This is a genomic window from Sphingomonas aquatilis (assembly GCF_014196115.1).
Taxonomy (GTDB): Bacteria; Pseudomonadota; Alphaproteobacteria; order Sphingomonadales; family Sphingomonadaceae; genus Sphingomonas; species Sphingomonas aquatilis.
On sequence record NZ_JACIDB010000002.1, the window covers coordinates 13,150 to 38,065 of the forward strand.

Annotated in this window: 20 protein-coding genes and 1 tRNA gene; 9 read left to right on the forward strand and 12 right to left on the reverse strand. The window is 68.2% G+C overall.

Annotated elements, in window-relative coordinates; translation table 11 throughout:
• Positions 1 to 177: 177 nt before the first annotated feature.
• On the reverse strand, positions 178 to 1,116 hold the full coding sequence (locus tag GGR47_RS06045; RefSeq protein WP_221204679.1) for a hypothetical protein: 939 nt from the start codon (positions 1,114 to 1,116) through the stop codon (positions 178 to 180).
• Between the two features lie 128 nt (positions 1,117 to 1,244).
• Between GGR47_RS06045 and GGR47_RS06050 the strand changes: the two genes are divergently transcribed.
• Positions 1,245 to 1,889, forward strand: a complete 645-nt coding sequence (locus GGR47_RS06050; protein ID WP_208663163.1) for a thermonuclease family protein — start codon at positions 1,245 to 1,247, stop codon at positions 1,887 to 1,889.
• 26 nt (positions 1,890 to 1,915) lie between these two features.
• Here GGR47_RS06050 and GGR47_RS06055 read toward each other — a convergent pair whose 3' ends face one another.
• Genes GGR47_RS06055 through GGR47_RS06075 form a run of 5 tightly spaced genes read right to left on the reverse strand, consistent with a single transcriptional unit; the run spans position 1,916 to position 12,528 of the window.
• Positions 1,916 to 2,440 carry a hypothetical protein gene (locus tag GGR47_RS06055; RefSeq protein ID WP_147036550.1) on the reverse strand — a complete coding sequence of 175 codons (525 nt, stop codon included), beginning with the start codon at positions 2,438 to 2,440 and terminating at the stop codon, positions 1,916 to 1,918.
• Positions 2,441 to 2,484: 44 nt separating this feature from the next.
• Positions 2,485 to 3,798, reverse strand: coding sequence for a hypothetical protein (locus GGR47_RS06060; protein WP_147036549.1), 1,314 nt, complete (start codon positions 3,796 to 3,798; stop codon positions 2,485 to 2,487).
• Positions 3,795 to 10,091: an AAA domain-containing protein gene (locus GGR47_RS06065; RefSeq protein ID WP_147036548.1), complete on the reverse strand. Its 6,297-nt coding sequence runs from the start codon at positions 10,089 to 10,091 to the stop codon at positions 3,795 to 3,797. Before GGR47_RS06065 ends, GGR47_RS06060 begins: the two co-directional genes overlap by 4 nt.
• Entirely contained in the window at positions 10,088 to 10,735 is a 648-nt protein-coding gene (locus tag GGR47_RS06070) for a 4Fe-4S cluster-binding domain-containing protein (protein ID WP_147036547.1), read from the reverse strand. The genes GGR47_RS06065 and GGR47_RS06070 overlap by 4 nt, the downstream gene beginning before the upstream one ends.
• On the reverse strand, positions 10,732 to 12,528 hold the full coding sequence (locus tag GGR47_RS06075; RefSeq protein WP_208663162.1) for an AAA family ATPase: 1,797 nt from the start codon (positions 12,526 to 12,528) through the stop codon (positions 10,732 to 10,734). The genes GGR47_RS06070 and GGR47_RS06075 overlap by 4 nt, the downstream gene beginning before the upstream one ends.
• A 320-nt stretch (positions 12,529 to 12,848) precedes the next feature.
• Here GGR47_RS06075 and GGR47_RS06080 point away from each other — a divergent pair, with 320 nt between their 5' ends.
• The 4 genes from GGR47_RS06080 (at position 12,849) to GGR47_RS06095 (ending at position 16,677) form a co-directional block, all read left to right on the forward strand.
• Entirely contained in the window at positions 12,849 to 13,427 is a 579-nt protein-coding gene (locus GGR47_RS06080; RefSeq protein ID WP_167509755.1) for an SH3 domain-containing protein, read from the forward strand.
• Between the two features lie 541 nt (positions 13,428 to 13,968).
• Positions 13,969 to 15,039 carry a hypothetical protein gene (locus GGR47_RS06085; RefSeq protein WP_147036545.1) on the forward strand — a complete coding sequence of 357 codons (1,071 nt, stop codon included), beginning with the start codon at positions 13,969 to 13,971 and terminating at the stop codon, positions 15,037 to 15,039.
• Between the two features lie 493 nt (positions 15,040 to 15,532).
• Positions 15,533 to 16,174 carry a hypothetical protein gene (locus GGR47_RS06090; RefSeq protein ID WP_147036544.1) on the forward strand — a complete coding sequence of 214 codons (642 nt, stop codon included), beginning with the start codon at positions 15,533 to 15,535 and terminating at the stop codon, positions 16,172 to 16,174.
• On the forward strand, positions 16,171 to 16,677 hold the full coding sequence (locus GGR47_RS06095; protein ID WP_147036543.1) for a hypothetical protein: 507 nt from the start codon (positions 16,171 to 16,173) through the stop codon (positions 16,675 to 16,677). Before GGR47_RS06090 ends, GGR47_RS06095 begins: the two co-directional genes overlap by 4 nt.
• Before the next feature lie 179 nt (positions 16,678 to 16,856).
• On the opposite strand, the gene GGR47_RS06100 is transcribed toward GGR47_RS06095, so the two are convergent.
• From GGR47_RS06100 to GGR47_RS06110, 4 genes are all read right to left on the reverse strand, one after another.
• Positions 16,857 to 17,027, reverse strand: a complete 171-nt coding sequence (locus GGR47_RS06100) for a hypothetical protein (RefSeq protein WP_167509754.1) — start codon at positions 17,025 to 17,027, stop codon at positions 16,857 to 16,859.
• 90 nt (positions 17,028 to 17,117) lie between these two features.
• Positions 17,118 to 17,468, reverse strand: a complete 351-nt coding sequence (locus tag GGR47_RS06105) for a hypothetical protein (protein ID WP_147036542.1) — start codon at positions 17,466 to 17,468, stop codon at positions 17,118 to 17,120.
• 63 nt (positions 17,469 to 17,531) lie between these two features.
• The gene (locus GGR47_RS19270) at positions 17,532 to 17,666 is read right to left on the reverse strand and encodes a hypothetical protein (RefSeq protein WP_276509319.1); all 135 of its coding nucleotides are present in this window, start codon (positions 17,664 to 17,666) and stop codon (positions 17,532 to 17,534) included.
• A 465-nt stretch (positions 17,667 to 18,131) separates the two neighbouring features.
• Positions 18,132 to 18,206 (reverse strand) — tRNA-Thr (locus GGR47_RS06110).
• A 95-nt stretch (positions 18,207 to 18,301) separates the two neighbouring features.
• Between GGR47_RS06110 and GGR47_RS06115 the strand changes: the two genes are divergently transcribed.
• Positions 18,302 to 18,457, forward strand: a complete 156-nt coding sequence (locus tag GGR47_RS06115; RefSeq protein WP_167509753.1) for a hypothetical protein — start codon at positions 18,302 to 18,304, stop codon at positions 18,455 to 18,457.
• Here GGR47_RS06115 and GGR47_RS06120 read toward each other — a convergent pair.
• Positions 18,454 to 20,262, reverse strand: a complete 1,809-nt coding sequence (locus tag GGR47_RS06120) for an aminopeptidase P family protein (RefSeq protein ID WP_147036541.1) — start codon at positions 20,260 to 20,262, stop codon at positions 18,454 to 18,456. The genes GGR47_RS06115 and GGR47_RS06120 overlap by 4 nt on opposite strands.
• Positions 20,263 to 20,611: 349 nt before the next feature.
• On the reverse strand, positions 20,612 to 21,544 hold the full coding sequence (locus tag GGR47_RS06125; RefSeq protein ID WP_147037225.1) for a DUF808 domain-containing protein: 933 nt from the start codon (positions 21,542 to 21,544) through the stop codon (positions 20,612 to 20,614).
• 186 nt (positions 21,545 to 21,730) lie between these two features.
• Here GGR47_RS06125 and GGR47_RS06130 point away from each other — a divergent pair, with 186 nt between their 5' ends.
• Genes GGR47_RS06130 through GGR47_RS06140 form a run of 3 tightly spaced genes read left to right on the forward strand, consistent with a single transcriptional unit; the run spans position 21,731 to position 24,761 of the window.
• Positions 21,731 to 23,806: a S9 family peptidase gene (locus GGR47_RS06130; protein ID WP_167509786.1), complete on the forward strand. Its 2,076-nt coding sequence runs from the start codon at positions 21,731 to 21,733 to the stop codon at positions 23,804 to 23,806.
• Positions 23,803 to 24,369, forward strand: coding sequence for a DedA family protein (locus tag GGR47_RS06135; RefSeq protein WP_043060919.1), 567 nt, complete (start codon positions 23,803 to 23,805; stop codon positions 24,367 to 24,369). Before GGR47_RS06130 ends, GGR47_RS06135 begins: the two co-directional genes overlap by 4 nt.
• On the forward strand, positions 24,366 to 24,761 hold the full coding sequence (locus GGR47_RS06140) for an acyl-CoA thioesterase (protein WP_183949472.1): 396 nt from the start codon (positions 24,366 to 24,368) through the stop codon (positions 24,759 to 24,761). The genes GGR47_RS06135 and GGR47_RS06140 overlap by 4 nt, the downstream gene beginning before the upstream one ends.
• Positions 24,762 to 24,916 lie beyond the last annotated feature (155 nt).

Sequence of the window (24,916 nt, forward strand, 5' to 3'; positions counted from 1 at the left end):
AATTCCTGTCACGTGGTGCGGTGGCCAGATGAAGGAAGGATCCGTCCTGGTCGCCCGTCCATCGCGACGGCCTTCGGCAGCCTCGCCGGCTTGGCTCCTGCATGCGCGCACTTCCGCCTGCTGGCCGATGACGCGATTGGCAGCGCGGGCGAGACGCGGTGACGTTCGATGCGTTCGTCACTCGTTCAGATCGATGCCGAACGCGGCGGGGTTCAGCGCACGGAAGCCGTCGCGCTTCGACCATTCGTAATGGCCTCCAAGCCGCTCGACGAAGGCCGCCGCGTCGGTGCGCGCCATGTTGGTGACCTGAAGCGCCTGCGCGCTCACCCGGAGGTGCAGGACCGGGGCGGAGGTTATGTGGCCGGTGCCGCGATCCAGGATGTCGGTGAGCATGAGCACCTCCACCTCGTCCAAGGGCAGTATGGTGAGGCACTCCATGGCGACGCGGGCGGCGGCGGAGCATATCGCGTCGCGGTGCATCTCCGTCCGCTTTCCGGCTGGGATGGCCTTGAGGGACGCCTTGCCCGACTTCAGGAGCGAGATGCTCTCCTCCGGCATGTCCTCCAGATCCAGCCCGTCGACTACCGCGATCACGCGATCGTCGATGAAGAGGGTGTCCATGCCTTCGACCGAGAATGGGAGATCGCCAAGGTCGCTGTGCAGTTCCAGTGCCTCGACGATCGCATCGGGCTGCCGTTCGACGAGTCTCTGGGCGGCCTCGATTTCGGCGTTGCGGGCATGCGCCGCCTGCACCAGCTGGATGTGCGCCTCGTCGTCCCGAGCCCGAGCCTCCATCACCCGTTGTCCGAGTCGATCGAGATCCCGCTGCTGCCGTCCGAACAGGCGGGACACCCAACCAGGCGCGTAGGCGTCGAACTCCTCCTGAGCGGCGTCCTCGGCGTCCGATCGCCGCTCGGGCGGAGCGACGCGCGGTGAGGTCGCCGTCTTGAACCAGTCGCGACGACGGAAGTCGACGCGGTGAGCGCCGATCAGCGCTTCGATGATCTCCTCGTACTGCGCCGCCGCTCGAGACGAGGAGTCGAGCACGGCCTGCTTGTGCAGCGCGTTCTGTCGCGCGATCCGCTGCCGCTCCGCCTGCTTGGCCGCGCGGTCCATGGCCTTCATCGTCCGCACGACGCCGCGCGTGATCTGCCTCGACGTGACCACCTTCGCTTCCCCCGGATTGTTGTTCCCCGGCAGCGGTTTATAGCCGGCCCGTTCCGGGGAGCTAGGGAGGTTCGGCGTTGACGTGGTTGGCTGCGCTGGCGGCGTTGGCGTCTATCGTGGGTTCGGCGCGGGCGATCGACGGGGATACGCTGCGGATCGGCGCGACGCGCATACGCCTGTACGGGATCGACGCGCCTGAGCTGCACCAGCTGTGCGGTAGCGGATCCCGACGCAATCCATGCGGCCGCGCCGCCGCCGACGCGCTCGGACGCGCCGTTGAGGGTCAGACGGTGACCTGCATGCCGATGGACGTCGATCGCTACGGCAGGACCGTGGCCGTGTGCCGGAGCGGGGGAAGGGACGTCGGAGAGGACTTGGTCGGCCGGGGGCTGGCGGTCGCCTACCGCCGCTACAGCACCCGCTACGTCGGCACGGAGGACGTCGCGCATGCAAAGCGCCTGGGCATGTGGTCCGATGTCTTCCAACCGCCGGCGGAGTTCCGGGCCCTCCGCCGTGGAGACGGAGCGCAGCCGGAAGAAGCGGTTAGCGCGCCGAACCCCTCCTGCACGATCAAGGGCAACGTCAGCTCGAAGGGCGCTAGGATCTATCACGTCCCCGGCGGCCGGGACTATGCCAAGGTGCGCATCGCTCCGCCGAAGGGTGAACGCTGGTTCTGCAGCGAGGCCGAGGCCGAGGCGGCCGGCTGGAGACCGGCCCGCTAGCGAGCTCCGACCGGCTCCTCGGGCGATCAGAGGAGATCGGACAGCATGTCCTGGAGCTCGGCCTCGGCCTGCTTCATCCTGACGGACGCGTATTCGAGGCTGACGCTGGTATCGTCGGAACTGAGGCCATTCACCCCGAGGAAGATCGAGTCGACGTCGTCCGGAAGTTGTCGGGCTGCCGGCCGCTCCCAGATGACGTAGCAATGCCGTTCGTTGGCGGTGAGACCTTGTGTCCAATATCGTGGTTCATCCCAGATCGATCCAGACAGCAATCGGTCCGTGTAGGCCCCGGTGCTGTATCGCTTTTCGAGCTGCGACCGCAGGGTGCCATGCAGCTGTCTGGCCTGCGCGCCGAACGCGTCGTTGCTCATTGCGGGGGAGATGCCTTTGATCCAGCAGATCCCGACCGAGGGGGTTGCCTGCACGACGTAGCTTTCGAAGCTGGGGTGCAGCTTTGGAGGCGTCACGAAATACTTGCCTTGTCCAAGCTCCCTGACGATTTCCAGATTCTCCACAGGTGTGTGGAATTCGATGCCGAACGGCGCTGTCATGGATAATGCTCCCTCTTCAATCGTGATTGCGCGTCGCCGCGCCGTCATCGGTCCGATCTGATCGCACGCAACTGGGGGGTCGCGGCCGACGCGACGGTCTCCGGTCCGGTGAGCCGCATCCGCTTGAGCGGCACCGCACCCACAGGCAGCGACTTCTCTATCTGGAGTCCCGCTCCCACGGCGGCGAGGCTGGCCTGGAGCGACGTCACGTCTCCGCACCAGATCGTCTCGGCGTCGCGGTCGCGGGCCGGGTCGGGCCCGAGGCCTCCGCCCTCGAAGGCGACTGGACGCATCTGCATCTTCGCTCCCGCAGGGGAGACCTCGACCCCGTAGTCCGGCCTGGACGCACTCCTCAGGATGAGTCGGCTGTCGCCTGCGACCTGCGTCGTCATCCCCTCCGCGACCTCGTAGCCGAGCTCCGCGAGCCCCTTCAGCACCGCCGCTCGTCGCGCCTGCGCGGCTGCGGCCGTGCGGTGGGCTTCGATGGCCGCCCGGGCGGCGGCTATGCCGTGCTCCAAGGCGGCCGCGTCCATGCTTTCCGCTCCGGCGTCGAAGGCCGCCCCGTCGAGACCGGCGGCCGAAGCCTCGGCCGACAGCAGCCGAAGTTCGTGCAGAAGGGCGGCCGTGCGGCGCGCGGCCGCCAGCGTGCGTCCGATCTCTACCTCCAGCCCGTCCAGCAGCAGCCCGCGTCGGCTTCCCGAAGCGCCACGCGCCTCCTCGAGCCGTGCATGCAGATCGTCGAACTTGATGGCATGCGCGATCTGGGCGAGTTCGGAGAGGCGGTTTTCGAGCCTGTCGATCTCGGGGTCGGTCGCGCCCTGCCTGTCGGCCATCCACTTCGAGAAGTTTCTGTCGACGTCCTCCTCGCGCAATCTGCGCGCGAGTTCGGATGAGGCGCTATGCTCCCAGGCGGCCGACGACATGATCTCGAACGCCTGCGGAAACGCCTCCTCACGCCCGTTCCGCAGGTCCTCGGCGAGCTGGGGAGGAACCGGCCCCTTCTGCTCGAGCGAGCGCAGAAGTGCCGCGCCGGTCTCCTTCGACCGGCGGTCCCGCGATCGCGCCGCCGCCTGCGCCTGTGCGACCTTGGTCAGCCTCCGTCTGAGGTCCTCCTCGAGGAACGCCTCCTCCGTGGGAGCCTGCTTCTGAAGGTCCATGAAGCGGTCGGTCCGGATGAGGGCCTCGAGGGCCGCCCTGCGTCGCCGTGCCGCTGCCAACGCGTCTTCGTCGATGCACTCGTTGCGCGTTCCGACGCGCGTCCATTCCTCCAGCGCGGCGTCGACCCTCGCGAGGTGTCCTCGGCAGATGTCGAGTATCTCCTCGCGCGTCACGATGCGCACGACCTTGGGGCCGCTCATCTCCGTCCTCCCATCGCGGTTTCAACCGCCACCTTCAGCCGCTCGCGCTCGCGCTCCGGCTCGGAGAACCAGCGATGCGAGGAGACACGGTGGATGACGGGGATCGAGCGCCGCAGCACCTGCGGCCGCCACATCTCCCGGGCCCGGGCGCTGGTCAGCAGTGGATGCCGGGGCGCATCGCATTCGATGCCGATGCCGTATAGACCGGTTCTCGGGTCCTCGATCGCGAAGTCGAGGCCGAACGCGCCGTCGTCACCGACGCTGGTCGGGTTCCACCCCATCGTCCGCAGTTCCTCCGCCACGCAGACGCGCAGGCCGTCCGCATCGTCGAACGAGGCACCTCCACCGCGTCGTCTTTCCGGCGTCAGTCGCGTCAGCAGCCCGTCCGCGGCATCGAGATCGCCTTCGGATATCGATCTCGCATATTCGAAGTACGCCTGCAGGAAGTCGCGTGGCGAGGATGCCTGACGGCGGGTGCTCAGGAGATCGGATATCTCGGATATCGGCATGGAGGTCACGAGGATCACCTTCTGACGGGCCCGGGTGACCGCGACGTTCAGGCGTCGCTCGCCGCCCTTCTGGCCCAGGACGCCGAAGAACCGACGGAAGGTGCCCTGCGCGTTGCGCCCGAAGGTCGACGAGAAGACGATGACGTCCCGCTCGTCGCCCTGCACGTTCTCGACGTTCTTGACGAAGAACCCCATGTCCTCGCCGCCTTCGACGCGGTCGCGTTCACGGGTCAGCGCCGCGCGGAAGGCGGCGTCCGTCTCCGCACGGCGTTCTAGCGCCTCCTCGATGACGTCCGCCTGCTTGCGGTTGAAGGTGACCACGCCGATCGTGGGCGGCGTTCCCTCGTTGCGCCAGAGTTCCGCTAGCTTCTCCACCACCTGCACGGCTTCACCGGGGTTCGTCTGGTCGACGTAGGTTCCTTCCGCCCGGACCACCTCGATCGGGCGCTTGCGTCTGATCTCGTCGGCGGGATGGCGGGCGGGGACGCTGAGGCGGTTCGAATAGAAGGACGCGTTCGAGAACTGGATCAGTTCGCGGTAGATCGACCGGTAGTGGATCTGGAGCGTCGTCGCCGGCAGGACGGACTTGCCGAGCTGCAGCAGATCCGGACAGTCCTTGATCTCCCGCCGGTTCCACGTCTCGTCCGCGGCCTCGCGTTCGTCGTCCTGCAGGTCCTCCTCGTTGGCGTACCCCTCGAAGATCTCGGCCTCGTCGCTCTCGACCTTGCTCGAGAAGAACGCCGTCGGCGGCATCTGCTTCTCGTCGCCGCTGACGATCATCCGCTCGGCTCGGAACAGCGTGGGCAACGCGTATTCGATGGGCATCTGCGACGCCTCGTCGAAGATGACGGTATCGAACAGGCCCTTGCGGAGCGGCAGCAGTCGGCTCGCCACGTCGGGATTGACCAGCCAGACCGGCCGCAGGCGCATGAGGCCCAGTTCGACCCCGCGATCGACGAACTCGCGCAGCCGGCGGGCCCTGGCCCCGCGAAGCCGCGTGATGTCCTCCCACTCCCTAAGCGGCCTGAGGCGGCTCGCGTCGAGCCCCTCGACCAGCAGCCGGCGGTTCAGCGCTCGCATGTCCCGGTCCGCCAGCGCCAGCGCCGCGGCCTTCGCCTCGAGCTCCTGCGCTTCGAGGAGGAGGGTGGGATCCGCCGTCTCCAGGCGGCTCTTCCACGCCAGGCGAGCCTCGATCGCCATGATGCGCCGGACCGTCGGCTCCAGTTCGACCTCTTCGATCCTCGAAAGTTCCTCCCTTATGCGGGAGAGCTGCGCGAAGACCTTCATCGCCCCTTCGCCCAGTTGGGGAACCCGCGCCCGGAAGCGCTGGAAGGCGGGCACGTGGGGCACTGCGCCGAGCAGAGGCTCGATCCTCGCCGCGTTGGATTGCTGCGATGTCACGGCGGCGCGGCACTGGTCGACCCAGGCCTCCGACATCCAGGCCGCGAGCCGATCGAGAGCGGAACGGCTTACGGTCCGGGCCGCGTGCCTGGCGAGGCCCTGATCGATTCCCTCCATGAGGTCCTCCACGGCCTGACGGGTCGCGGCTCTCGCCATCGCCGCCGAGACCGAGGGTTCGGGGTAGGCTTCGAGCCGGACGGCCAGCCCTTCCGCCCCGTCGATCAGAGCGCGGCACGCTCGGGTTTCTTCGATCAGCCGGGGGATGCGCAGGATGGCGAGGTGGCCGGCGGCCTCGCCCAGCCCGGCGGTCGCCTTCTCGAGCCTGCCGCGAAGCGGGCGCAAGGCTTCCTCGCGGTGGAGCGCGGTGCCGAAGGCGACAGGCTCGCTCAACCCGGCCTGCTTCATGAACGTCCGTCGTCGCCAGAGCGCCATCCACCTGGATGGCGTCAGGCGTTCCATGAACGTCGGTCGGCGCTGCAGCCGATCCGAGGTTTCCGTCCACGCCGCGAGATCGACGTCGTCGAGGCCCCGCGCGACCTCCACGGCGTCGTCCGGGGCGTCGTCCGCCGGCAGCGCGAGGAGCGAACGCTCCAGATCAGCGAGCTCCTTCTGGAGTTCGGTTTCGCCGGGCGTGCGCTCGGACGCGCCCGCGAGGAGCGGAAGCCAGCGTGCTAGACGTTGCCGCGCTTCATGGTCGATCGATAGGAACGCTGCGCCGTGCTCCGTCGACCAGCTTCGGTAGGGTTGGGGATCCTCGATCTCGAGGGCGTTGGGCGTCCGGGCTATCACGTCCCGGCGCTCCTGCTCGGCTGCCGCGAACGCTCCGAGATCTTCCGCGAAGGTCTGCACGGAGCCGGGATCGGTCCCGAATGGAAGCGTGTCGTGGAGGGCGCTGCCCTCCCAACGTGCGGGCAGCCACAGACGGGCGATGGGCGCGCAGATCTCCTGCAGGACCGTCAGTGCTCCGGGATCTGTGTCGGCGAGCACCGGGCGCAGCGACGGGAGGGCGGGCGTGATCCCTTCACGTGCCAACCCGATGAGGTCGCCCAGGATCAGCCGGAAGGACAGGCCCGTCCGTTCGTCGACGGCGTGCAGCGCGCGGTGCTGACCGTCGAGATCGGCTTCGAGCGCCTCTATGCGGGCCGCCGCCTGATCACGCAGCTGCCGCCAGCCGGTTGCGCCTCCGGACCTGGCGTGCAGCGCCTCGAGCTGCTCGCGGACGGCTCGGATGACGGGTTCGCGATCCTTGTTGACGTCGTTGACCATGACGACGCGCTCTCCGAGGCCCGAGGCTTCGAGCCGCTTGTGCACGACTTCCAGCGCCGACTGCTTCTGGCAGACCACCAGCAGGCTGCGCCCGGTGCCTATGGCGTCCGCGACCATGTTGACGATCGTCTGGCTCTTGCCGGTGCCGGGCGGTCCTTCGACGAGCAGCCCGCGACCCTGCCTGGCTTCGAGGACCGCGGCCTCCTGGGAGGGATCGCTGTCGGCGGTGAAGAAGCGCTCGCGCTCGGGGACGTGAAGCCGCTCCCCCCTGACGATCTGTTCGCCCGCGCGGAACGCCGTCTCGAGCGAGGTGCCCGCAGGCGGCCTGCTCTTGAGTTGCCGCAGGTCCTCCATCACGGCCTGACCCATGAAGCCCAGATGGAACAGGGCGGCGGCGCAGGCGACGCGATCCTCGCCGGGCCGCAGCCGGAGATCCTTGGACGGGATACCCTCCAGCGCTCGGCCTTCGACCCGGGCGAGCTCGCGGAAGGCCTCGACCACGTCCTGCGCGGTGACGGACGATCTGCCGAGCACGTCGTCCGCCGCCTCCTGCCAGCGGGCCGCGGTCTCGACGCCTAGCAGCGTCTCGAAGGCGGGATTGAGGCGGACCTCCTCCCGGTCCCGGTCGAACGCGAGGGTGACCCGCCCACGCGATCCGGTCTCGGGATGGATCCTGATCGGCCACAGGAGGACGGGGGCGATGCGGGGACGGGTTGAGGCCCGGGCCTCCTGCATGACGAGGAACGGGAAGCCCAGATAGAGGCCGTCGATCCCGGTGTCGCGGCGGTAGAGGGTGGCGTGGCTGTGGAGGGTCCGGAGACGACGCTCGACGCGCGGATCGTCGACGAGGGGCGTCGGGTCCAGATCGATTCTCTGATCGTTCCGGAGCAGGACGTGGTCGAGCAGCTCGGAAGCCCTCCGGCGAGGACTGTCGAGCTCCATCAGATCGAGGCGGGCCGTGGTCTTGCCGATCACCATCCGGGTGAGCGGCCCACGCATGATCGTGCCCGTTATCCGACGCGAGAAGAAGTCCAGCAGGGTCGCGATGTACGCCTGTCGCGGCGGCTGCCGCCACTCAGCCGCCGGCACCGCCAGAAGCGCGAGCGCGCGCGAGAGAGGCAGCCGCTTCTCAAGCCTGAACTGGTCGCCCCAATCGTCGATGCGCTGCCGGCCGCACCTGGCGAAGCCCTCGAGACGTCCTTCGATCTCCGCGTGCAGCTCGCGTCTCGGCGCGCCCGTGCGCGCAAGTGCCGCTGCACGGTCGAACTCCGCGAGCCCGGCGGCGGCGGCGGCGGATGCCGCTTCGTCGACGATCGCCTCCGCGGATCGGAAGTGGATGGCCGACGCGCTCACGAGGAGGATGAGGTCCTCCTCCTCGGTGATCCTGCGCTCGACGATGGCGAGGAGGCCCGGGTGATCTGTGTCCGGAAGGATGCGGCTGCGGTCAGCCCAGACGGCGGCGAGCCGCGACTTCGACGTGGACAGGACCGAGGCCCGGAGCTGGCCCTCGTCGATCTCGACGTCGAGCTGCTTCGCCCTCTCGCGCACGCGGGCCTCGCGGCGCTTCAGGCGGGACAGCCACACCTCGTCGTCGTCGCGTTCGAGGCGATCCGGCAGTGGGCCGGTGATGAGCGCGTAGCCGTCGTCGGGATGGTCGATCAGCCACCCGGGCGTGACGATCTCGCCGCGCACCACGAGCGGCATCGAGGGGTTCAGCGCCTTCAGCGCGAGCGCCAGCCTGAAGTCCTCCGATACGTCCTCCAGCGCGGCGATCGTCCTGACTTCGGCGCGAAGGTCGGCATGGTGTCCGGCTTCCTCGATCCACGTCGCCAGCTCGCCGCGGAGCAGCATCGACCGGGCCTGGTCCCAGTGTTCGGGCTCCGCCGCCGAGAGTGCGAAGCGTTCGGGCGTGTCGAGCTTCACTCCTGCGAGCATGATGCCGCGCATGCCTGCCCCGTCGCCCATCGGACGCAGTCGGGAAGGCGCCTGGGGAACGTCGCCCGCGAGCCAGCGCTGGACTTGGGGCCAGCACCAGCGTTCCCGGCGGTCGAGTGCAAGGAGCCCTCTCAGAAGCGCGTCCACCTCGTCGGGTAGACCGTCGGGGATCGGCGCTCCGTTCGTTAGGACGCTGATCAGGAAGGATTGGTCGTCGGCGCCGGCGAAGCAGGCGCCTCGGGTGACCTGTTCGAGCAGGATCATGCCGAGGCTCCACCAGTCGCTGGCGGCCGCGACGCCGCCGGCCACCGCCTCGGGGGCCGTGTACCGCGTGATCTCCAGGGGGGACACGACGTCGAGATCGTAGTCCGAGAGGCGCGCCGAGCCGAAGCCGGTGATGACGAGGTCCAGCGGCTCGCGCGTCCGCACCATGATCGCCGTGGGTCGCAGATCCCTATGTCGCAGACCGCGTTCGGCGAAGGCCGCCAGCGCGCCGCCCACTTCGTCCAGGATGCGGCAGAGCGTCGCCCGATCGGTCGCCATCAGCCCCAGGTCGGCGAGCGTGCCGCCGCGCAGGTCCTCCGACACCTCGTAGGCGCGATCCCGCCACCTTCCCGTATCGAGGATCTCCGGCACGTGGTCCCGGTCGAGGACGCTAAGCGCGTCGTACACCTCGGGATCCGGCTCGCTGCCGTTGGCGTAGAGCGTCAGGACCGCCTCCCGGCCGTCTTCGTCCCGGACAGTCTCGAACCGCTCCCGGACATGACTGGTCGTCGGTATCCGTCGCAGCAGGCGCCAACCGGCGATCTCCGTCTCGACCTCGGGTGCGGGTGCGGGTTCGGGGATGGGCGGCGTCGCGTTCTCGTCGATCCCGCCCGCGTCCCGGTTCTGGTCCCGTGGCGGGTGCCGTTCGACGGCGGCGTCCGCGGCGTCGTCGGGCACCAGCGGATCGGCGCCGCATTCGCCGCACATCAGGTCGCCGAGTTCGAGGGCGTGTCCGTTCGTGCAGGTCGGCGTCGATGCCGGGCTGGCCGCGGCCTCCTGGGCCGCGGGCGTCCAGCCGGCTGGTCGCAAGGGCAGGTCGGAGAGTTCCCATCCGCATGACAGGCCCGCGATGTCGCCGTCGCACAGGATCTCGTCGGCCGGCCGCTCGGTCTCGCAGTTGGGGCAGAAGCGGATCATCGGACGGTCTCCCGGATGGATGCGGACGTCGACGCCGAGTGACCCTCCCGGGCGAGCAGACGGCGCAGCTTCGACAGGTCGCCTCTGGCCGGTATGCCGGCGAACCAGGCGTCCCCCACGTCGTCGAACATGACGTCCAGTCGCCGGTCCCCGACCCCGGCGACGCGATCGTAGGCCCTGAAGGCCGAACCGCGTTCGGTGAGCACGTGCAGCGTCTGGTTGTCGCTGCCCCGAAGAGCGGCGGTCTGGGGAAGATCGGAGCGGAACGGACCCGTCATGACGACGTCGACGAGGTTGGGATGGACGTCGAACCAGCCGGCCACGTCCTGCATTTCGCGGCCCGTGAAGACCAGAGTGGGTGTCGCCGAATGTCGGCGCCACCCGTAGAGTATTTCGGCAAGGGCGTCGGGCTGATCGAACGGTTCGCCTCCCGAGACGGTAAGGCCGTCGCACGAGCCCGAGAGTTCCCTCAGACGGTCTACGACGTCCGCCGCGTCCACGAGGTTGCGGCCGGCGTCCCAGGTGTCGACCGAGATGCAGCCGGGACATCGGATCGAGCAGCCTTGGAACCAGAGCCCGATGCGACGTCCGGGTCCGAGCGTGGTCACGGGGAAGTGGATGCGGGAGATCGAGACCTGCGTCACGCCGGTTCGATCTCGAGGGTCGTGACGCCGCCCGTGACGACGCGGGCGATCCTCACCGCTCCTTCGCGGTCCAGGTCGAACAGCGCGCGGGCCAGCGGATTGATGAGATGCGCCTCGATCATGTTGCGGATGCCGCGACCCCCGTTCGAGAGATCGGTCGTGCACAGCTGTCGCAGGGCCTCGCGGGCCTCGTCGGAGAGGACGATGTCGCGTCCGCCCGAGGCGGCGTCCCGGATCACGCTGTCCACCATGGAGGCGAATATCTGGTCGGCGATCCTCGGCCGGATGAAGTCGAAGACGATGACGTTCTCACCGAAGCGGTTGAGGATCTCGGGTCTGTTGAGGACGAGCTTGAAGTGGTTCGAGATCTCGGCTCGGACGCGCGAACGCACCTCGTCGAAGGGCTGGTCGGGCGTGACGTTCGCGACGCGGGCGCCATCCGCGCCGGCGGAATAGATGCCGAGGTTCGAAGTGAAGATGATCAGCGCTTCGGAGAAGTACACGCGGTCCCCGCGACCCGAGGTCAGGACGCCGTCGTCCAGGATCTGGAGGAACTTGTCGAGGATGCGCGGATGGGCCTTCTCGATCTCGTCGAACAGCACGACGCTGAAGGGACGCTCGCGCACGGCGTTCGTGAGCTCGCCGCCAACGTCGTAACCCACGTACCCGGGTGGCGCGCCGATCAGGCGCTGGTCCGCGTGTTCGGCGCTGAATTCCGACATGTCGAAGCGGATGTACGCGCTCTCGTCTCCGAACAGCAGCTCCGTGACGGTCTTCGCCAGCTCCGTTTTGCCGACGCCCGTGGGGCCGGCGAGGAACGCGATGCCCCGGGGACGGCCTCCGCGACGTCCGCCGCCGATGCCGGTCGCCGCGCGCTTCACGATGTCGAGCATGTGCACGACCGCGTGATCCTGCCCGGCAACGCGGCGGCGGATGATGTCGGCGCCGTCGCGGATCTTCCGCCGCTCGATCTTGAGCCACGCGTCCTCGGTGACGCCCACCTTGTATCGGCGGACGGCCTCGCCGATGTCGGTGACGGCCACCTTCTCGGCTCGGGCGAGCTGCGCCACCGCGTTGAGGTCGACGAGCAGCATTCCTTCGGTCGCATCGACGAGCGAGCGGACGGCGTCCTCGAGAACCTCCGCCTCGGCGTCGCGCGCGCCGGGCAGCGTCTTCACCAGCGAGGGGGCGACGGCGCTTCGCGCCGCCCGATCGGGCGGCGCGATCGGCACGTGCCTGACGCGGGGGTTGTCGATGGTGAGCCAGTCGGGAAGGTCTCCCTCCTTCTCGGCTATCCAGATGACGGTGTTGTAACGCGGCGATCGTTCAGGACCGCTCGGTCGCGCGCGGGCGGTCTGGCTGAGGATCAGCGCCCGTGTGAACAGCTGCTGCTCGGCGGGCGACAGGGCATCGCTCCGGACGATCATGCGGGAGGCGAAGTCGGCGACGAGCGCGATCGGTTCGCCCTTGAGCGCCACGATCTTCTCGAGTGTGGCGCCGAATACGTCCGGGCCTGCTTGCGCGCGGCCGTTGGAGGGCGTCAGCCCGAGCCTCCTGAGAAGCGCGTCGCCGTCGGTCTGCGTCCCGTTCGGACGGCTCAGGACCGTGAAGCCCTTGAGCGGATCGTAATGCACGACCTCGGCGTATCCGGCCTCGGCGAGGGTGGAAGTTATGACGTCCGCGATCGGCGCGGCTACCGCCCTGCCGTCGATCACGCGGATCTGAAGGTCCCTGACGTTGCCCGTCAGGACGAACTGGCTCTTCAACGGCAGGAAACGCGTCAGGTCGCGCACCCAGCGCGACCTCAGGTCATGCGCATTCAAGCAAGTTCTCCCATCGCGACCGGTCCCCAGCTCCGGCGCGTCGGCGAAGACTATCGACCCCGAAGTTAAATACAATGCGAACAGGCGCTTGTTGCCGTCGATCGAAATGGCGGGCAGGCTGCTCCGGGGATCTGAGATCGTACGGGGGAAGTCTCATGGCGGTGCGCAGGCAGGTGAGAATGAACCGCACCGGAGGCGGCAGATCGCAGATGGCCGGAATCACGCCGCCGAGGCCAGCCGGCGGCAGGTCGACGGCGGGCGATCCTACCGGTGCCGGTCGTGGCTGCGGCGTGGTGCTGGTGATCGCCATCGCCCTCTTCGCGATCGGGAAGTGTTCGTCGAGCGCGCCGAACGACGCGACGGTCTCCGAGCCGATGGTCGGTGCGGCAGGCGCTTCGGAACCGGCCCGCGTGTCCGCTCGGAGCCTCAACTGCCGGGCCGAGCCTACGTCGTCGGCACGCGTGGTCGAAGCGCTGAGCAGGAACGAGCAGGTGGTGGTGGCCGAGCGTCGCGATGGTTGGGCCGGTCTCACCCGTGCCGGCGGCACCTGCTGGGTTTCCGAAGACTTCCTGGACCGCGGCACCGCCGATGCGGCCGGCGCGGCGACCCGATCCGGCGGTACGCGCGGTCTGCTGACCGCGGGTTCGGCCGTGGGCGCCGGTGCGGCAGGCGCGTACGTAGCCACGCGCGCCGGCGTTCATCACGCGAAGCGTCGATCGACGTCGCACGGAAGACATGGACGTCGTAGCCGCGGCGGAGGATCCTATTTCGGCGGCGGATGCCCGTGCTCCGGTTCGCAGATCTGCATCGGGCCGCGTGGAGGGAGGTACTGCATCACCAGCGGCGGCAACAAGCGGTACGGGGTTTGAGCCTGCTTCCCCTTTTCCCCAGTTTGACGCCGAAGTTCGTGCTTTCGAGTAACTAATTTGTCGGCGTGGCCCCATGTTGTCGGGAGGGGCCGCAGGCCTCATTTCGACGACCTGGCCGGGTGCCGGGGGTTCATCCCCTCACGCTTGAAGATCGCGGAGCGCCGGTGTGGCCCAGCGGTGCACGACCACTTGGACGAGCCATCGGCAGCCGTACGTCTCGCCGAGTTCGAATCGTTTGCGCCCTGCTGCAGACATGGAAACGCCAGGTGAGGACTAGCCTGACCTGGCGCACCGTATTCGATGTCGAGGGCGCATGGCGCGAGCCAGTGGGGCCACTTCGACTGCTGTTTCCCGAGTACCTCCACGGAAGTTAATGTCAAGTGAGGATGGTACCGCAGGGATCGACGGACGATGCATGGTTGCCCTAGACGCGAAAACACCAGGTGGGGACTAGCCCGACCTGGTGCTCCGAATTCCTGTCGAGGGCGCTTGGCGTTGACCAGTGGGGCCACTTCGACTGCTCAGGTAAGCCTACAACCGCATGGCCGACAGTCAAGTTCCGTACCCTTATCTCGCCGACCAGGTCACCGCGATAAGGGCCTCCATCTCGGAGCCTCGGTTCGGCGCATACCTGTACAAGGGCGGCGGCGACGTGGAGTACGCGCTCAGCTTGTACCTGTACAATGCGCGGCTGGCGAAGGCCTTCCTGTACCCCCTTCACGTGGTGGAGGTGACGTTGAGGAACGCGATCGATCAATACCTCGTATCGAGATACGGCATCAATTGGCCACACGAGAACGCGTTTCGCGATGGGGTTCTGAGCGATCCCGGGCGTGCGAACCTTGATAAGGCCGTGACCCGCGCCGGAGCGGGGGCGAGCCGCGGCCAAATCGTCTCGGAACTCACCTTCGACTTCTGGTCGAATCTTCTCAGGCCCGAGTATCACATGCTCTGGCGAACGGGGTTGAACATCGTGCTTCCCCACGTGCGCGGCGGAATCGGTCGTCATGAGGTTCAGAAGCTCGCCAAGTCGATCAACCTGTTCCGCAACCGGGTCGCGCATCATGAGCCGATCTTGGATCAGAACGTGGGCGACGTGCAGAAGAGCATCCTCGAGCTGATCGGCCTTCGATGCGTCGAGACGGCCGCGTGGACCAAGCATCACTCGACGGTGGCCGCCGTCATGAGGAGCAGGCCGCGTGGAGGTTCGGGAGCAACGGTCTCCGCCAGGCAGGCACCCGACTTCGTACTGGTGAAGCGGGAGACGACGCTTCAGGACGTCATCTCTCAACTCGATCGTAACCGGCAGGCGGCGGTGTGCGTGGGCGACGATGATCGTCCATGTGCTGCCTTCTCAGCCCTCGATGTAACGCGCTTCATCGCGATAGACGCCGCAAGGAATGCGGGGCTCTTCGCGCCGGGTGAGCGAACCGTCGCGGATATGCTGGCCGACGTGGACGTCGAGACCCGCTGGGCCGCGATCGCGGACGGGGAACCCGTCGCACTCGGGATTGATCAACTCAGACGGCCGCGCGTCGACGTTCTTGTCGGCGTCGACCCGATCGGCGGAAGGCCGACCGGTACGATCCTGCGGGCGCACCGTCGCTACTGAGTCGGACTTGCCCGGTCGGGGGTGCTCCGCTCGTCTCTGCAGCTTCGCGGATCGTCCGGAAGACGTGGGCAGATGCGGCCGGAATCGCGGCGGGATTACCGCCTCCGATGATTTGGCGGATTGAACGCGGTGACGTTCCGAAGCTAGAGTGCGGATGTTCGTCAGCAGGCGGACCGAGGCGTGGAAACCTCGCTATTAGTAGCCGTATGCCCGGCCCGAACCAGTTTCGGCCGGGAGGCGGACGCGCATGTCCAAGGCCTTCGGGCCCAAAGGCGTCCGCGCTCGTCTAATAGCGAGTTTCCAACTTCCGGCTCACGGGCCGGCACCGCCTCGTACCAACGGGCGGTGCCGCCGGCTGGACGGTCGAACGGCACCCGAGCGGAGATCGCGCATGGGCTTGTTCGTGAGACGACTTAGCATTCGGTCGGAGGCTGGTGCCGCTTCGCGGCCGCCTGTTCGGACTGCCCCTCTGCATTCCGGTCGGGGCCGTTAGATGGAGGTCGTACCGCCCGCGATCCGGGGCGGCGAGGGTCCTGCGATCCCGCTGCGCAGCTGGCTCGTTCCATCGCGCCGCATCGAAGGCATCGGCTACCAGGGCGACTGCCTGATCGCCCGCGTCAGGCTGGCTTCGTACCAGCAGCAATCCACCACGTTCGGTTCTTCGTCCGGCGTGTTCGGACTCGCCGGTCGGGGCGCGGGGTTCGTGGCCGGCGGCGGCGGCTTCGTCGACACGGTGCATCGCGGCGTCGTCAGCGTGGTGCTGGAGGATGCGGCGGGCATGCATGCCAATCTCGAGCTGCCGGCGGAGCTGGCGGTCCTCGACGGCGGCATCGTTCGCCTGGACCGGATCAACGGTCGCGTAGTCGCCGCCACCAACCTGACCGGCGGACGGGAGCCCGTGATCCTGGTCGGTCCGTCTGCCTTCATCGATCGGACCACGCTGACGAAGCGGCACGTGCTTCTGCTGATCGGAGCCGCGATGATGGTTCCGCAGATCCTCTCGCCCCATCCGTTCCTGGCGATCGGCTCGGCCGCGGCCCTGGCGGCGGCGCCTCTGCTCCGCTTGCGGAGGATGCGGTCGCAGGCACGCCAGCGAAGGCAGTTCAAGGATTACATGCTGGAGGTGATGTCGTGATCGTCTCGGCCCTCGCGATGCAGGTCGTCGTCGCCGCCGCCGTCGATCAGGCCGTTCACGATGATGCGGCCGCGCGAGTCGCGGCATCCATGCGCGGCTTCTTCCGAGCACGGCGCGGCGAGGCGGTCGAGAGTCGTGCGGCCCACCGATCCGATCCCCTTTCTCAAGGCTGGCGAACCATCGGCGACGAGGAGCTTCGCCGAAGATCGAGCTATTCCGCTCCGACCGGGTACAGGTTCCACCGGAGGGCCAGCGTCGATCTGGACCACGATGGTCGAGCCGACGTCGTGGAGATGGTCGAACGCTCCGGCCAGATGGCGCTCCGCATAACCTACGGACGTGGTGGGCGCGTCGTGGTGGCGAACGCTCACCGGGGTCGTTGGACGGATCAGGGACTGTTCGCCGCTGGTGCCGACGCGGTCATGGTCAACTTCCCCGAGAGCGGCGCGTACTTCCTGTTTCAGCGCGAAGGGAAGCTCCGGATCGAATACGCAGGCGATTGAGGCCGCGGCGGCATGCGAGTCCATTATGCGAGGTCATCGGCCGCTTCGACCTGAGGAGGCGGTTCCGCCCATTGGTCCAAGAGTTGTTGTGGGCCGGCTCATCACCGTTCGACTGCGTCCGCGGCCTCAAGGTGGATCAATGTCGAGAACGGACGACCGGCTGGAAGCCGGCCCTTCGATCAGGCCGCCACGGGCGTGGCCCAGGCGACGATCTGACCGCCTTCGCTGCGCAGCACGAAGATGTAGCCATTGTCCAGGTTGCGCAGGTCCTGGGACGCGAGAAGCCGCCGCAAGCGGACATCTGCTCGACGGAAACCCGCCTCGATGTCGCCGGGCAGCGGGCCATCCACGAATTTCAGCGGACGCCCGGGGCGGAAGGCGAAGTATCCGCGGCGACCGCCGCCTCGGGGGACCAGAAGCGCGCGCCCGTCGTTGGTGGGCTACCACAGGCGGCAGTTGCCGAACACGACCACGTCCTCGCCGCGAGGGCTGAAGACCCCGCTGGCGATGGGCGGACCCGCCGCGTCGTCCACGTCGAACGCGATGTAGACGTAGTCGGTCCCGCTGCGGCGAACCGTGTCGGCGCATATGCACTGCTCGCCGTGCATCAGCACGAAGCCCGCCCCGATCTGCGGTTCGCCCTTGAGGCGATCCCGGCCCCGCCGCCCGGTCATCATGAGGGAGTAGGCGGCCGCGTGGCGCAGCATGTTCGCGCTTGCCGCGGGATCCGACGCCGACAGATCCTGAAGCGCGTGACGCACCTGGCGCATTTCCTCGGTCTCGTTCATCATTTCTCAACTCCTTGCCGGTCATGACGAAGTCACGGGGCCGGGCCCGACCTCCGGTTTTTCCCCTCAGCCCCGCTTCGCACTCCGATCGCCCAGCATGCTGCTGAGGCGCTGCGGCTCGAAGGCGATGCCGCTCTTCGCCGCGGCCGCCATGTCGGCGGTCAGGCCATCCGACCGCCGGTCTTCAGGTGGAGCAGCCAATCACCAGAGCACTACCCATCGCTCCATAGTGAGGACGTTCGCGGTTTCGGCTGAGCTGATGCGTTCGTGCCGCCACGCGGCAATGTCGCCAGCGCGTTCGTCGTCACGGATATGTCCGGCCGTGCCGATGCGGTCGACATATCCCGATCAGGGGTCGGCTGAGTGATTCCGGGAGCCGTCAAGGCAGCGACAGCGACGGCGCCCGCTGCCAAAGCGGCGATCACCCTGCGGTCGATCGTCTATAAGCGTCGCCGGCCGACGGGAGCAGGCTGGTGACGGAGCGGCCATCGTAAGGCCGGTGACACCGGATGCTGCACCCTGAAGAGCGGCCTCGATGGCTCGCTTCGTCCCGTTCGCGCGGCGGCGCGCCTCGTGGACCACCTGTCCGGCGTGGTGATCTGGTGATGCCCCGGTGATGCCCGGGTTTTCCGACCGGCCCCGAAGGGCTGCTAAGTCATTGAAAAATGGTGCTGCCGGTGAGGATTGAACTCACGACCTCAGCCTTACCAAGGATGCGCTCTACCACTGAGCTACGGCAGCACTCGTTTTTCCGCCGGCGTTCGCCGCGGGAAGGGCGCCTAGAGACGACCGGGGGCGGATTGTCAAGCGTTACCGGACGGGGCTAGGGTCGGGGCATGGCAAATAGCGACGAACGGGCCGCCCGGCTGGCCGCGCAGCTGCGCGCGAACCTGCATCGGCGCAAGGCGCAGGCGCGCGCCGTGGCGGCGGGCACCGATCGCGGCACCGCACCCGCGCCGGTGCCGCCACCGACCGACGGATCGACCGATTAACCGCCGATCGGCGCGCATTTGGCGTTGAGCCACGCGCGGTCCGCAATGTCGAGCTCGGGGCCGATCCGCGCCGCCACCTCGGCATGATAGGCGTCCAGCCAGTCGCGCTCGTCGCGGGTCAGCAGCGCCGGGTCGATCAGCGTCCGCTCGATCGGCGCGAAGGTGAGCGTTTCGAAGCGCAGCATCGTCCGCTCGCGGTCGCCGCCGGGGATGGCGGCGGGGACGATCAGCAGCAGGTTCTCGATCCGGATGCCGTATTCGCCGGCCTTGTAATAGCCCGGCTCGTTCGACAGCATCATGCCCGCGCGCAGCGGCTCCAGGCTGGCGCCGCCGGGATAATTGGGCGCCGCGATCCGCTGCGGCCCTTCATGCACGGATAGATAGCTGCCGATGCCGTGGCCGGTGCCGTGCGCGAAATCGAGCCCCGCCTCCCATAATGGCCGGCGGGCGAAGGCGTCGATCTGCGCGCCGCTGGTGCCGTCGGGGAAGACCGCGGTGGCGATGGCGATATGGCCCTTCAGCACGCGGGTGAAGCGGTCGCGCATCTCCGCGGTCGGCGGCCCGACCGGCACGACGCGGGTCACGTCGGTGGTGCCATCCGCATATTGCCCGCCCGAATCGATCAGGAACAGCTGGCCGGGCAGGATCGGAGCGTTGGATTCCTCGGTGACGTGATAATGCGGGCTGGCGCCATGCGCGCCGGTGGCCGAGATGGTGTCGAACGACGTGTCGAGCAGGCAGCCGGTCTGTTCGCGAAAGGCGAGCAGCTGTGCGGCGGCGGAGAGTTCGGTCTGGCCGCCCTTGGGCGCCTCCGCCTCGATCCAGCGCAGGAAGCGGCTCAGCGCGGCGCCGTCGCGGATGCTGGCGGCGCGATGGCCGGCGATCTCGGCGGGGTTCTTCAGCGCTTTGGCGAGCACGACGGGGTCACGTAGCGCCAGCACCTTGGCGCCGCCTGCGGTCAACGCGTCGAACACCGCGGCGACGGCGCGCTCGGGATCGGCGGCGACGCGCTGGCCGGCGTAGCCGCGCAGCGCGGGCGCGAAGGCGTCGCGATCATGGATGCGCACCGCATTGCCCAAATGCTGGCGCACCGCATCGTCGACCTTCTCGGGCGCGACGAACAGGTCGGTGGTGCCGTCGCTGCCGACGATCGCATAGGAGAGCGCGACCGGCGTGTGCGCGACATCGGTGCCGCGCACGTTGAGCGCCCAGGCGATCGAATCGAGCGCGGTCAGCACCACCGCATCGGCGCGCTGCGCGCCCAGCCAGTCGGCGATCGCGGCGCGCTTGGCGGCGGAGGACTGGCCCGCATGCGTATCGGCGTGGACGGTCATCCGGGCGGGCGAGGGGGCGGGGCGGTCGGTCCACACCGCGTCAATCGGGTTGCTGTCGACCGGCACCAGCGTCACGCCGCGGTCGGCGAGCGTGGCGGCGGTGTCCTTCGCCCAGGCGCTGGTGTGCAGCCACGGGTCGTAGCCGATGCGGCTCCCCTCGCTGGCATTGGCGGCAAGCCAGCCGGCGATGCTTTCCTGCGGTACGGGGACATAGGCCCAGTCGTCCGCCGACACCTGTTCGCGCACCTGCAGCGTGTAGCGCCCATCGGTGAAGATCGCGGCCTTTTCCGCCAGTACCACCGCGCTGCCCGCCGATCCGCCGAAGCCGGTCAGCCAGCCCAGCCGCTGCGCATAGGCGCCGACATATTCGCTCATATGCTCGTCGGTCAGCGGCACGACGAAGCCGTCGAGGCCGCGGGCGGCGAGCTCTGCGCGGAGGGCGGCGAGGTTGGCGGCGGGCGTGCTGGTCATGCGTCGGGTCCTGTGATCACTCAGCTGCGCGCATACGCCCGCCGCCGCGCGGCGCCAACTCCATCAGGCCGGATCAACCCTGAGCGTGATCGCCTGAGCGTGATCATAAGTCCTCCCCCGCCAGGGCGCATCGGGATGAACGGCCCCCGGCCGTTCAAGATCATGCCGGGGGCATGATCGACCCGATGCGGTGGCATGCCGCAGGCATGACGGAGGGGGCGGTAAGGGTAGGGCTTTGTAACCAAGGACGTTTCTGTCCTCCCCCTCCGTCACCGCCTCCGGCGGCGCCACCTCCCCCTTGCGGGGGAGGAATAGGGGCACGGTGTCGCATGTCGATCGGCGGCCGGGATCAGTGGCCGCGCCGCGGGATCAGGTGGAGCACGCCCGCAATGACGCCGCCGATGACGATCCCGACGATCCCCGATCCGATCGCCCCGACCAGCCAGCCGATGACGCCGCCCAGCACGCCGGACGACGCCGCAGCGACCTCTGCCGCATGGTGGATCACATGTGGGATCGCAGTGAAGCCGAATGCCTCCATCCCGTGGACGATGATGCCGCCGCCCACCCACACCATCGCCGCGGTGCCGATGATCGACAGTGCCGACAGCACGCGAGGCATCGCGGCCACGAGGCCGCGGCCCAGCGCCTGGCTGCCCGATCCCGGCCGGCGGGCGAGGTGCAGGCCGATATCGTCCATCTTCACGATCAGCGCGACGAGGCCGTAGACGCCCGCGGTGATCGCCACCGCGACGAGCGCCAGCGCGATCGCCTGATTGACGAGGCTCTGATCGGCGAGTTCGGCGAGCGCGATCGCCATGATCTCGCCCGACAGGATCAGGTCGGTACGGATCGCGCTCGACACCTGCTGCTGCTCCAGCTCTTCCGGCGAGGTGGCGGCCGCGGCCTCGTCGCCATGGCCATGGCCGGTCAGCGCGCCGAGGATCTTCTCCGCCGCCTCGAAACACAGGAAAGCACCGCCCGCCATCAGGATCGGCGTGATCGCCCAGGGCGCCAGCGCGCTCAGGATCAGCGCCGCGGGCAGCAGGAACAGCAACTTGTTGCGAAGGGATCCCTTGGCGATCTTCCAGATGATCGGCAGCTCGCGCGCGGGGCTGAGGCCCACGACATAGGTCGGCGTCACCGCAGTATCGTCGATCACCACGCCCGCCGCCTTCGCCCCCGCCTTGCCCGCCGCGCCCGCGACATCGTCCAGGCTGGCGGCGGCAAGCTTCGCCATCGCCGCGATATCGTCGAGCAGTGCGACCAGTCCGCCGGCCATGTGTGTTCCCCTGTGTTATCCGCGATGTGCATGGCGGCGCGCGCGCACGGGTTCAACTGCGGTCGTGTTGCTGGCGTGTTGCTGGAGCGGGCCGCCAGCCCTCCCGCATCGTCACCCCGGACGTGATCCGGGGTGACGGACAGGATGGCGTTCCCATCGCCCGCCATCCTGTTCTACAGCAAGGCGATGACCGACCCCACGCCCCCCGTCGCCGAGCGCCGCCCCCACAGCTTCACCACGCACGGCGTGACGATCGACGACCCCTATGCCTGGCTGAAGGACCCGAAGTATCCCGAGGTCACCGACCCCGATGTCCTCGCCTATCTCGAAGCCGAGAACGCCTATTTTGAAGCCGTCATGGCGCCGCACCAGCCGCTGGTCGACACGCTGTACGAAGAGATGAAGGCGCGCATCAAGGAGGACGAATCCTCGGTCCCGCAAAAGGACGGCGACTGGCTCTACTGGACCGCGTTCGAGACCGGCGGCCAGTATCGCAAATGGTGGCGCAAGCCCGTCGCGGGCGGGCCGGACGAACTGCTGCTCGACGAGCCCGCCCTCGCCGAGGGCAAGGACTATTTCCGCCTCGGCGCCTTCGCGATCAGCAACAACGGGCGGCTGCTCGCCTATGCGATCGACGACAGCGGCGCCGAACGGTTCGAGGTGCGCGTGAAGGACCTCTCCACCGGCGAGCATCTGCCCGAGGTCATCCCCGGCATGCTGTCCGAGATCGTCTGGACCGCCGACGATACGGGCTTCCTGTACGGCGTCGCCAACGACCAGTGGCGCACCGACAATGCGCGCTTCCACCGGCTCGGCACGCCCATCGAAGACGACGTCGAGCTGTTCCACGAGGATGACGAAGGCTATCGTGTCGCCGTCGCCGAGACGAGCGATCGCCAGTGGATCGTCATCGGCACCGGCGATCACGTCACCAGCGAAGTCCGGCTGCTGCCCGCCAACGATCCCTTCGCCACGCCGATCCTGGTCGCCCCCCGCCAGGAAGGCCGCGAATATGACGTCGACGCGCACGACGGCACGCTCTTCATCCACACCAACGATACCGATCCGATGTGGCGGCTGTGTACCGCCAGCCTCGACGCGCCCGGCGACTGGCACGAGCTGATCCCGGCCGATCCGCATTTCTACATGACCGGGGTCGAATGCTATCGGGACTTCTTCGTCGTCGAAGGGCGCCGCGACGGCCTCGATCAGATCGCCATCCACCGCTACGACGCGCCGACCGTGCCCCAGCCGATCACCTTCCCGGAGGCGAGCTATGCCGCGGGCCTGGGCGACAATCCGGAATATGACGTCGCGACGCTGCGGCTGGGCTATGAATCGATGGTCACGCCGGGGACGGTCTATGACTATGACGTCGCGACCGGCGGCCTCACCGTCCTGAAGGTTCAGGAAATTCCCGCAGGCTATGACGCCGCCGGCTATCGCACCGAACGGTTGAAGATCACCGTCCGCGACGGCACGCAGGTGCCCGTATCGATCGTCTATCCGGCGGGCTTCCAGCGTGACGGGTCGCAGCCGCTGTTCCTCTACGCCTATGGCGCCTACGGCTATGCGATCCCGCCGGGCTTTTCGACCGGGCGCCTCAGCCTGCTCGACCGCGGCTTCGCTTATGCCATCGCGCATATCCGCGGCGGCGACGACCTCGGGCAGCAATGGTATCACGACGGCAAGCTGGAAAAGCGCACCAACACGTTCAACGACTTCGTCGATGTCGCCAAGGGGCTGATCGAGCAGGGGTGGACCAGCGCTGGCCGCATCGCCACCGCGGGCCGCTCGGCGGGCGGCGAGCTGATGGGCGCGATCGTCAATTCCGATCCCGATCTGTGGGGCGCGGTGATCGCCGACGTGCCGTTCGTCGATGTGCTCAACACCATGCTCGACGCCGATCTGCCGCTGACGCCGGGCGAATGGCCCGAATGGGGCAATCCGATCGAGGACAAAGCGGCGTTCGACCTGATCCGCAGCTACAGCCCCTACGACAATGTCACGGCGCAGAATTATCCGCCGATGTTCATCTCGGGCGGATTGAACGATCCCCGCGTCACCTATTGGGAACCGGCGAAATGGGCGGCCAAGCTGCGTTCCACCAAGACCGATGACAATGTGCTGCTGCTGAAAACCAACATGGGGGCAGGGCACGGCGGGAAATCCGGCCGCTTCGAATCGTTACGCGAGGCCGCGGAGGAACATGCCTTCGTGCTGTGGCAGTTGGGATTGGGGCAGATGGGAATAAGCGGCTGAGCATCGAGACACTGATTGCCGAATACGGCTTGGCCGCCGTCTTCCTGGGCGCGGGGATCGAAGGCGAGACGATGGTGCTCGCCGGCGGCCTGTTCGCGCATGAAGGCATGCTGTCGTTGCCCGGCGCGATGATCGCGGCGGCGTGCGGGTCGTTCGTCGCCGACCAATTGTTCTTCGCGGCGGGGCGGCGCTTCCGCTCGCACCGCTGGGTGCAGCGCGCGCAGAAAAAGCCCGCCTTCGCTAAGGCGTTGACGACGCTGGAACGCTATCCGGTCGGCTTCATCTTCGCCTTCCGTTTCCTCTATGGCCTGCGCACCGTCAGCCCGATCGCGATCGGCACCACGCATGTCCGCACGCGCCAGTTCCTGTGGATCAACGCTGTCGCCGCGGCCGTGTGGGGCGCGCTGTTCACCAGCCTCGGCTATGTGTTCGGCACGGGGATCGCCGAACTGCTCGGCCGCTACCGCCCGCACGGGCGGCAATGGCTGTGGGTCGCGGGTGCGGCGGTGCTGCTGGGCGGCGCCTTCGCCGCCTTCCGCTGGTGGCGGAGCCGGCGGGCATGAGCGCGCGCTTCACGAGGACGATCACCGCCGCGGCGGAGGACATCGACGAACTCGGCCACGTCAACAATGCCGTGTGGGTGCGCTGGATCCAGGACATCGCCGTCGCCCATTGGGATGCGGTGGCGCCGGCGGAGCATCGCGAGACGATGGTCTGGGTCGTGACCCGCCACGAAATCGACTATCGCGGCAACGTCGTCGCGGGCGAGACGGTGACCGGCGAAACCTGGGTCCCCGAACCCCCCAAGGGCGCCCGCTTCGACCGCCACGTCCGCTTCACCGGCGCCGACGGCAAGGTGAAGGTGGAGGCGGTCACGACCTGGGCCCTGCTGGAACGCGCCACCGGCCGCCTGATGCGCGTCCGGCCGGAGGTCGCGGCGCCGTTCCTACCGTAAGTCCACCCTCGCTTCAGCGGGGGAGGGGGACCGCCGCCGCAGGCGGTGGTGGAGGGGGCGTTTCCGCATACGGTCCGTTCGCCGTATCCTCCCCCTCCGACCGCCTGCGGCGGCCACCTCCCCCTGGCGGGGGAGGACTTGCATCACCCACTATT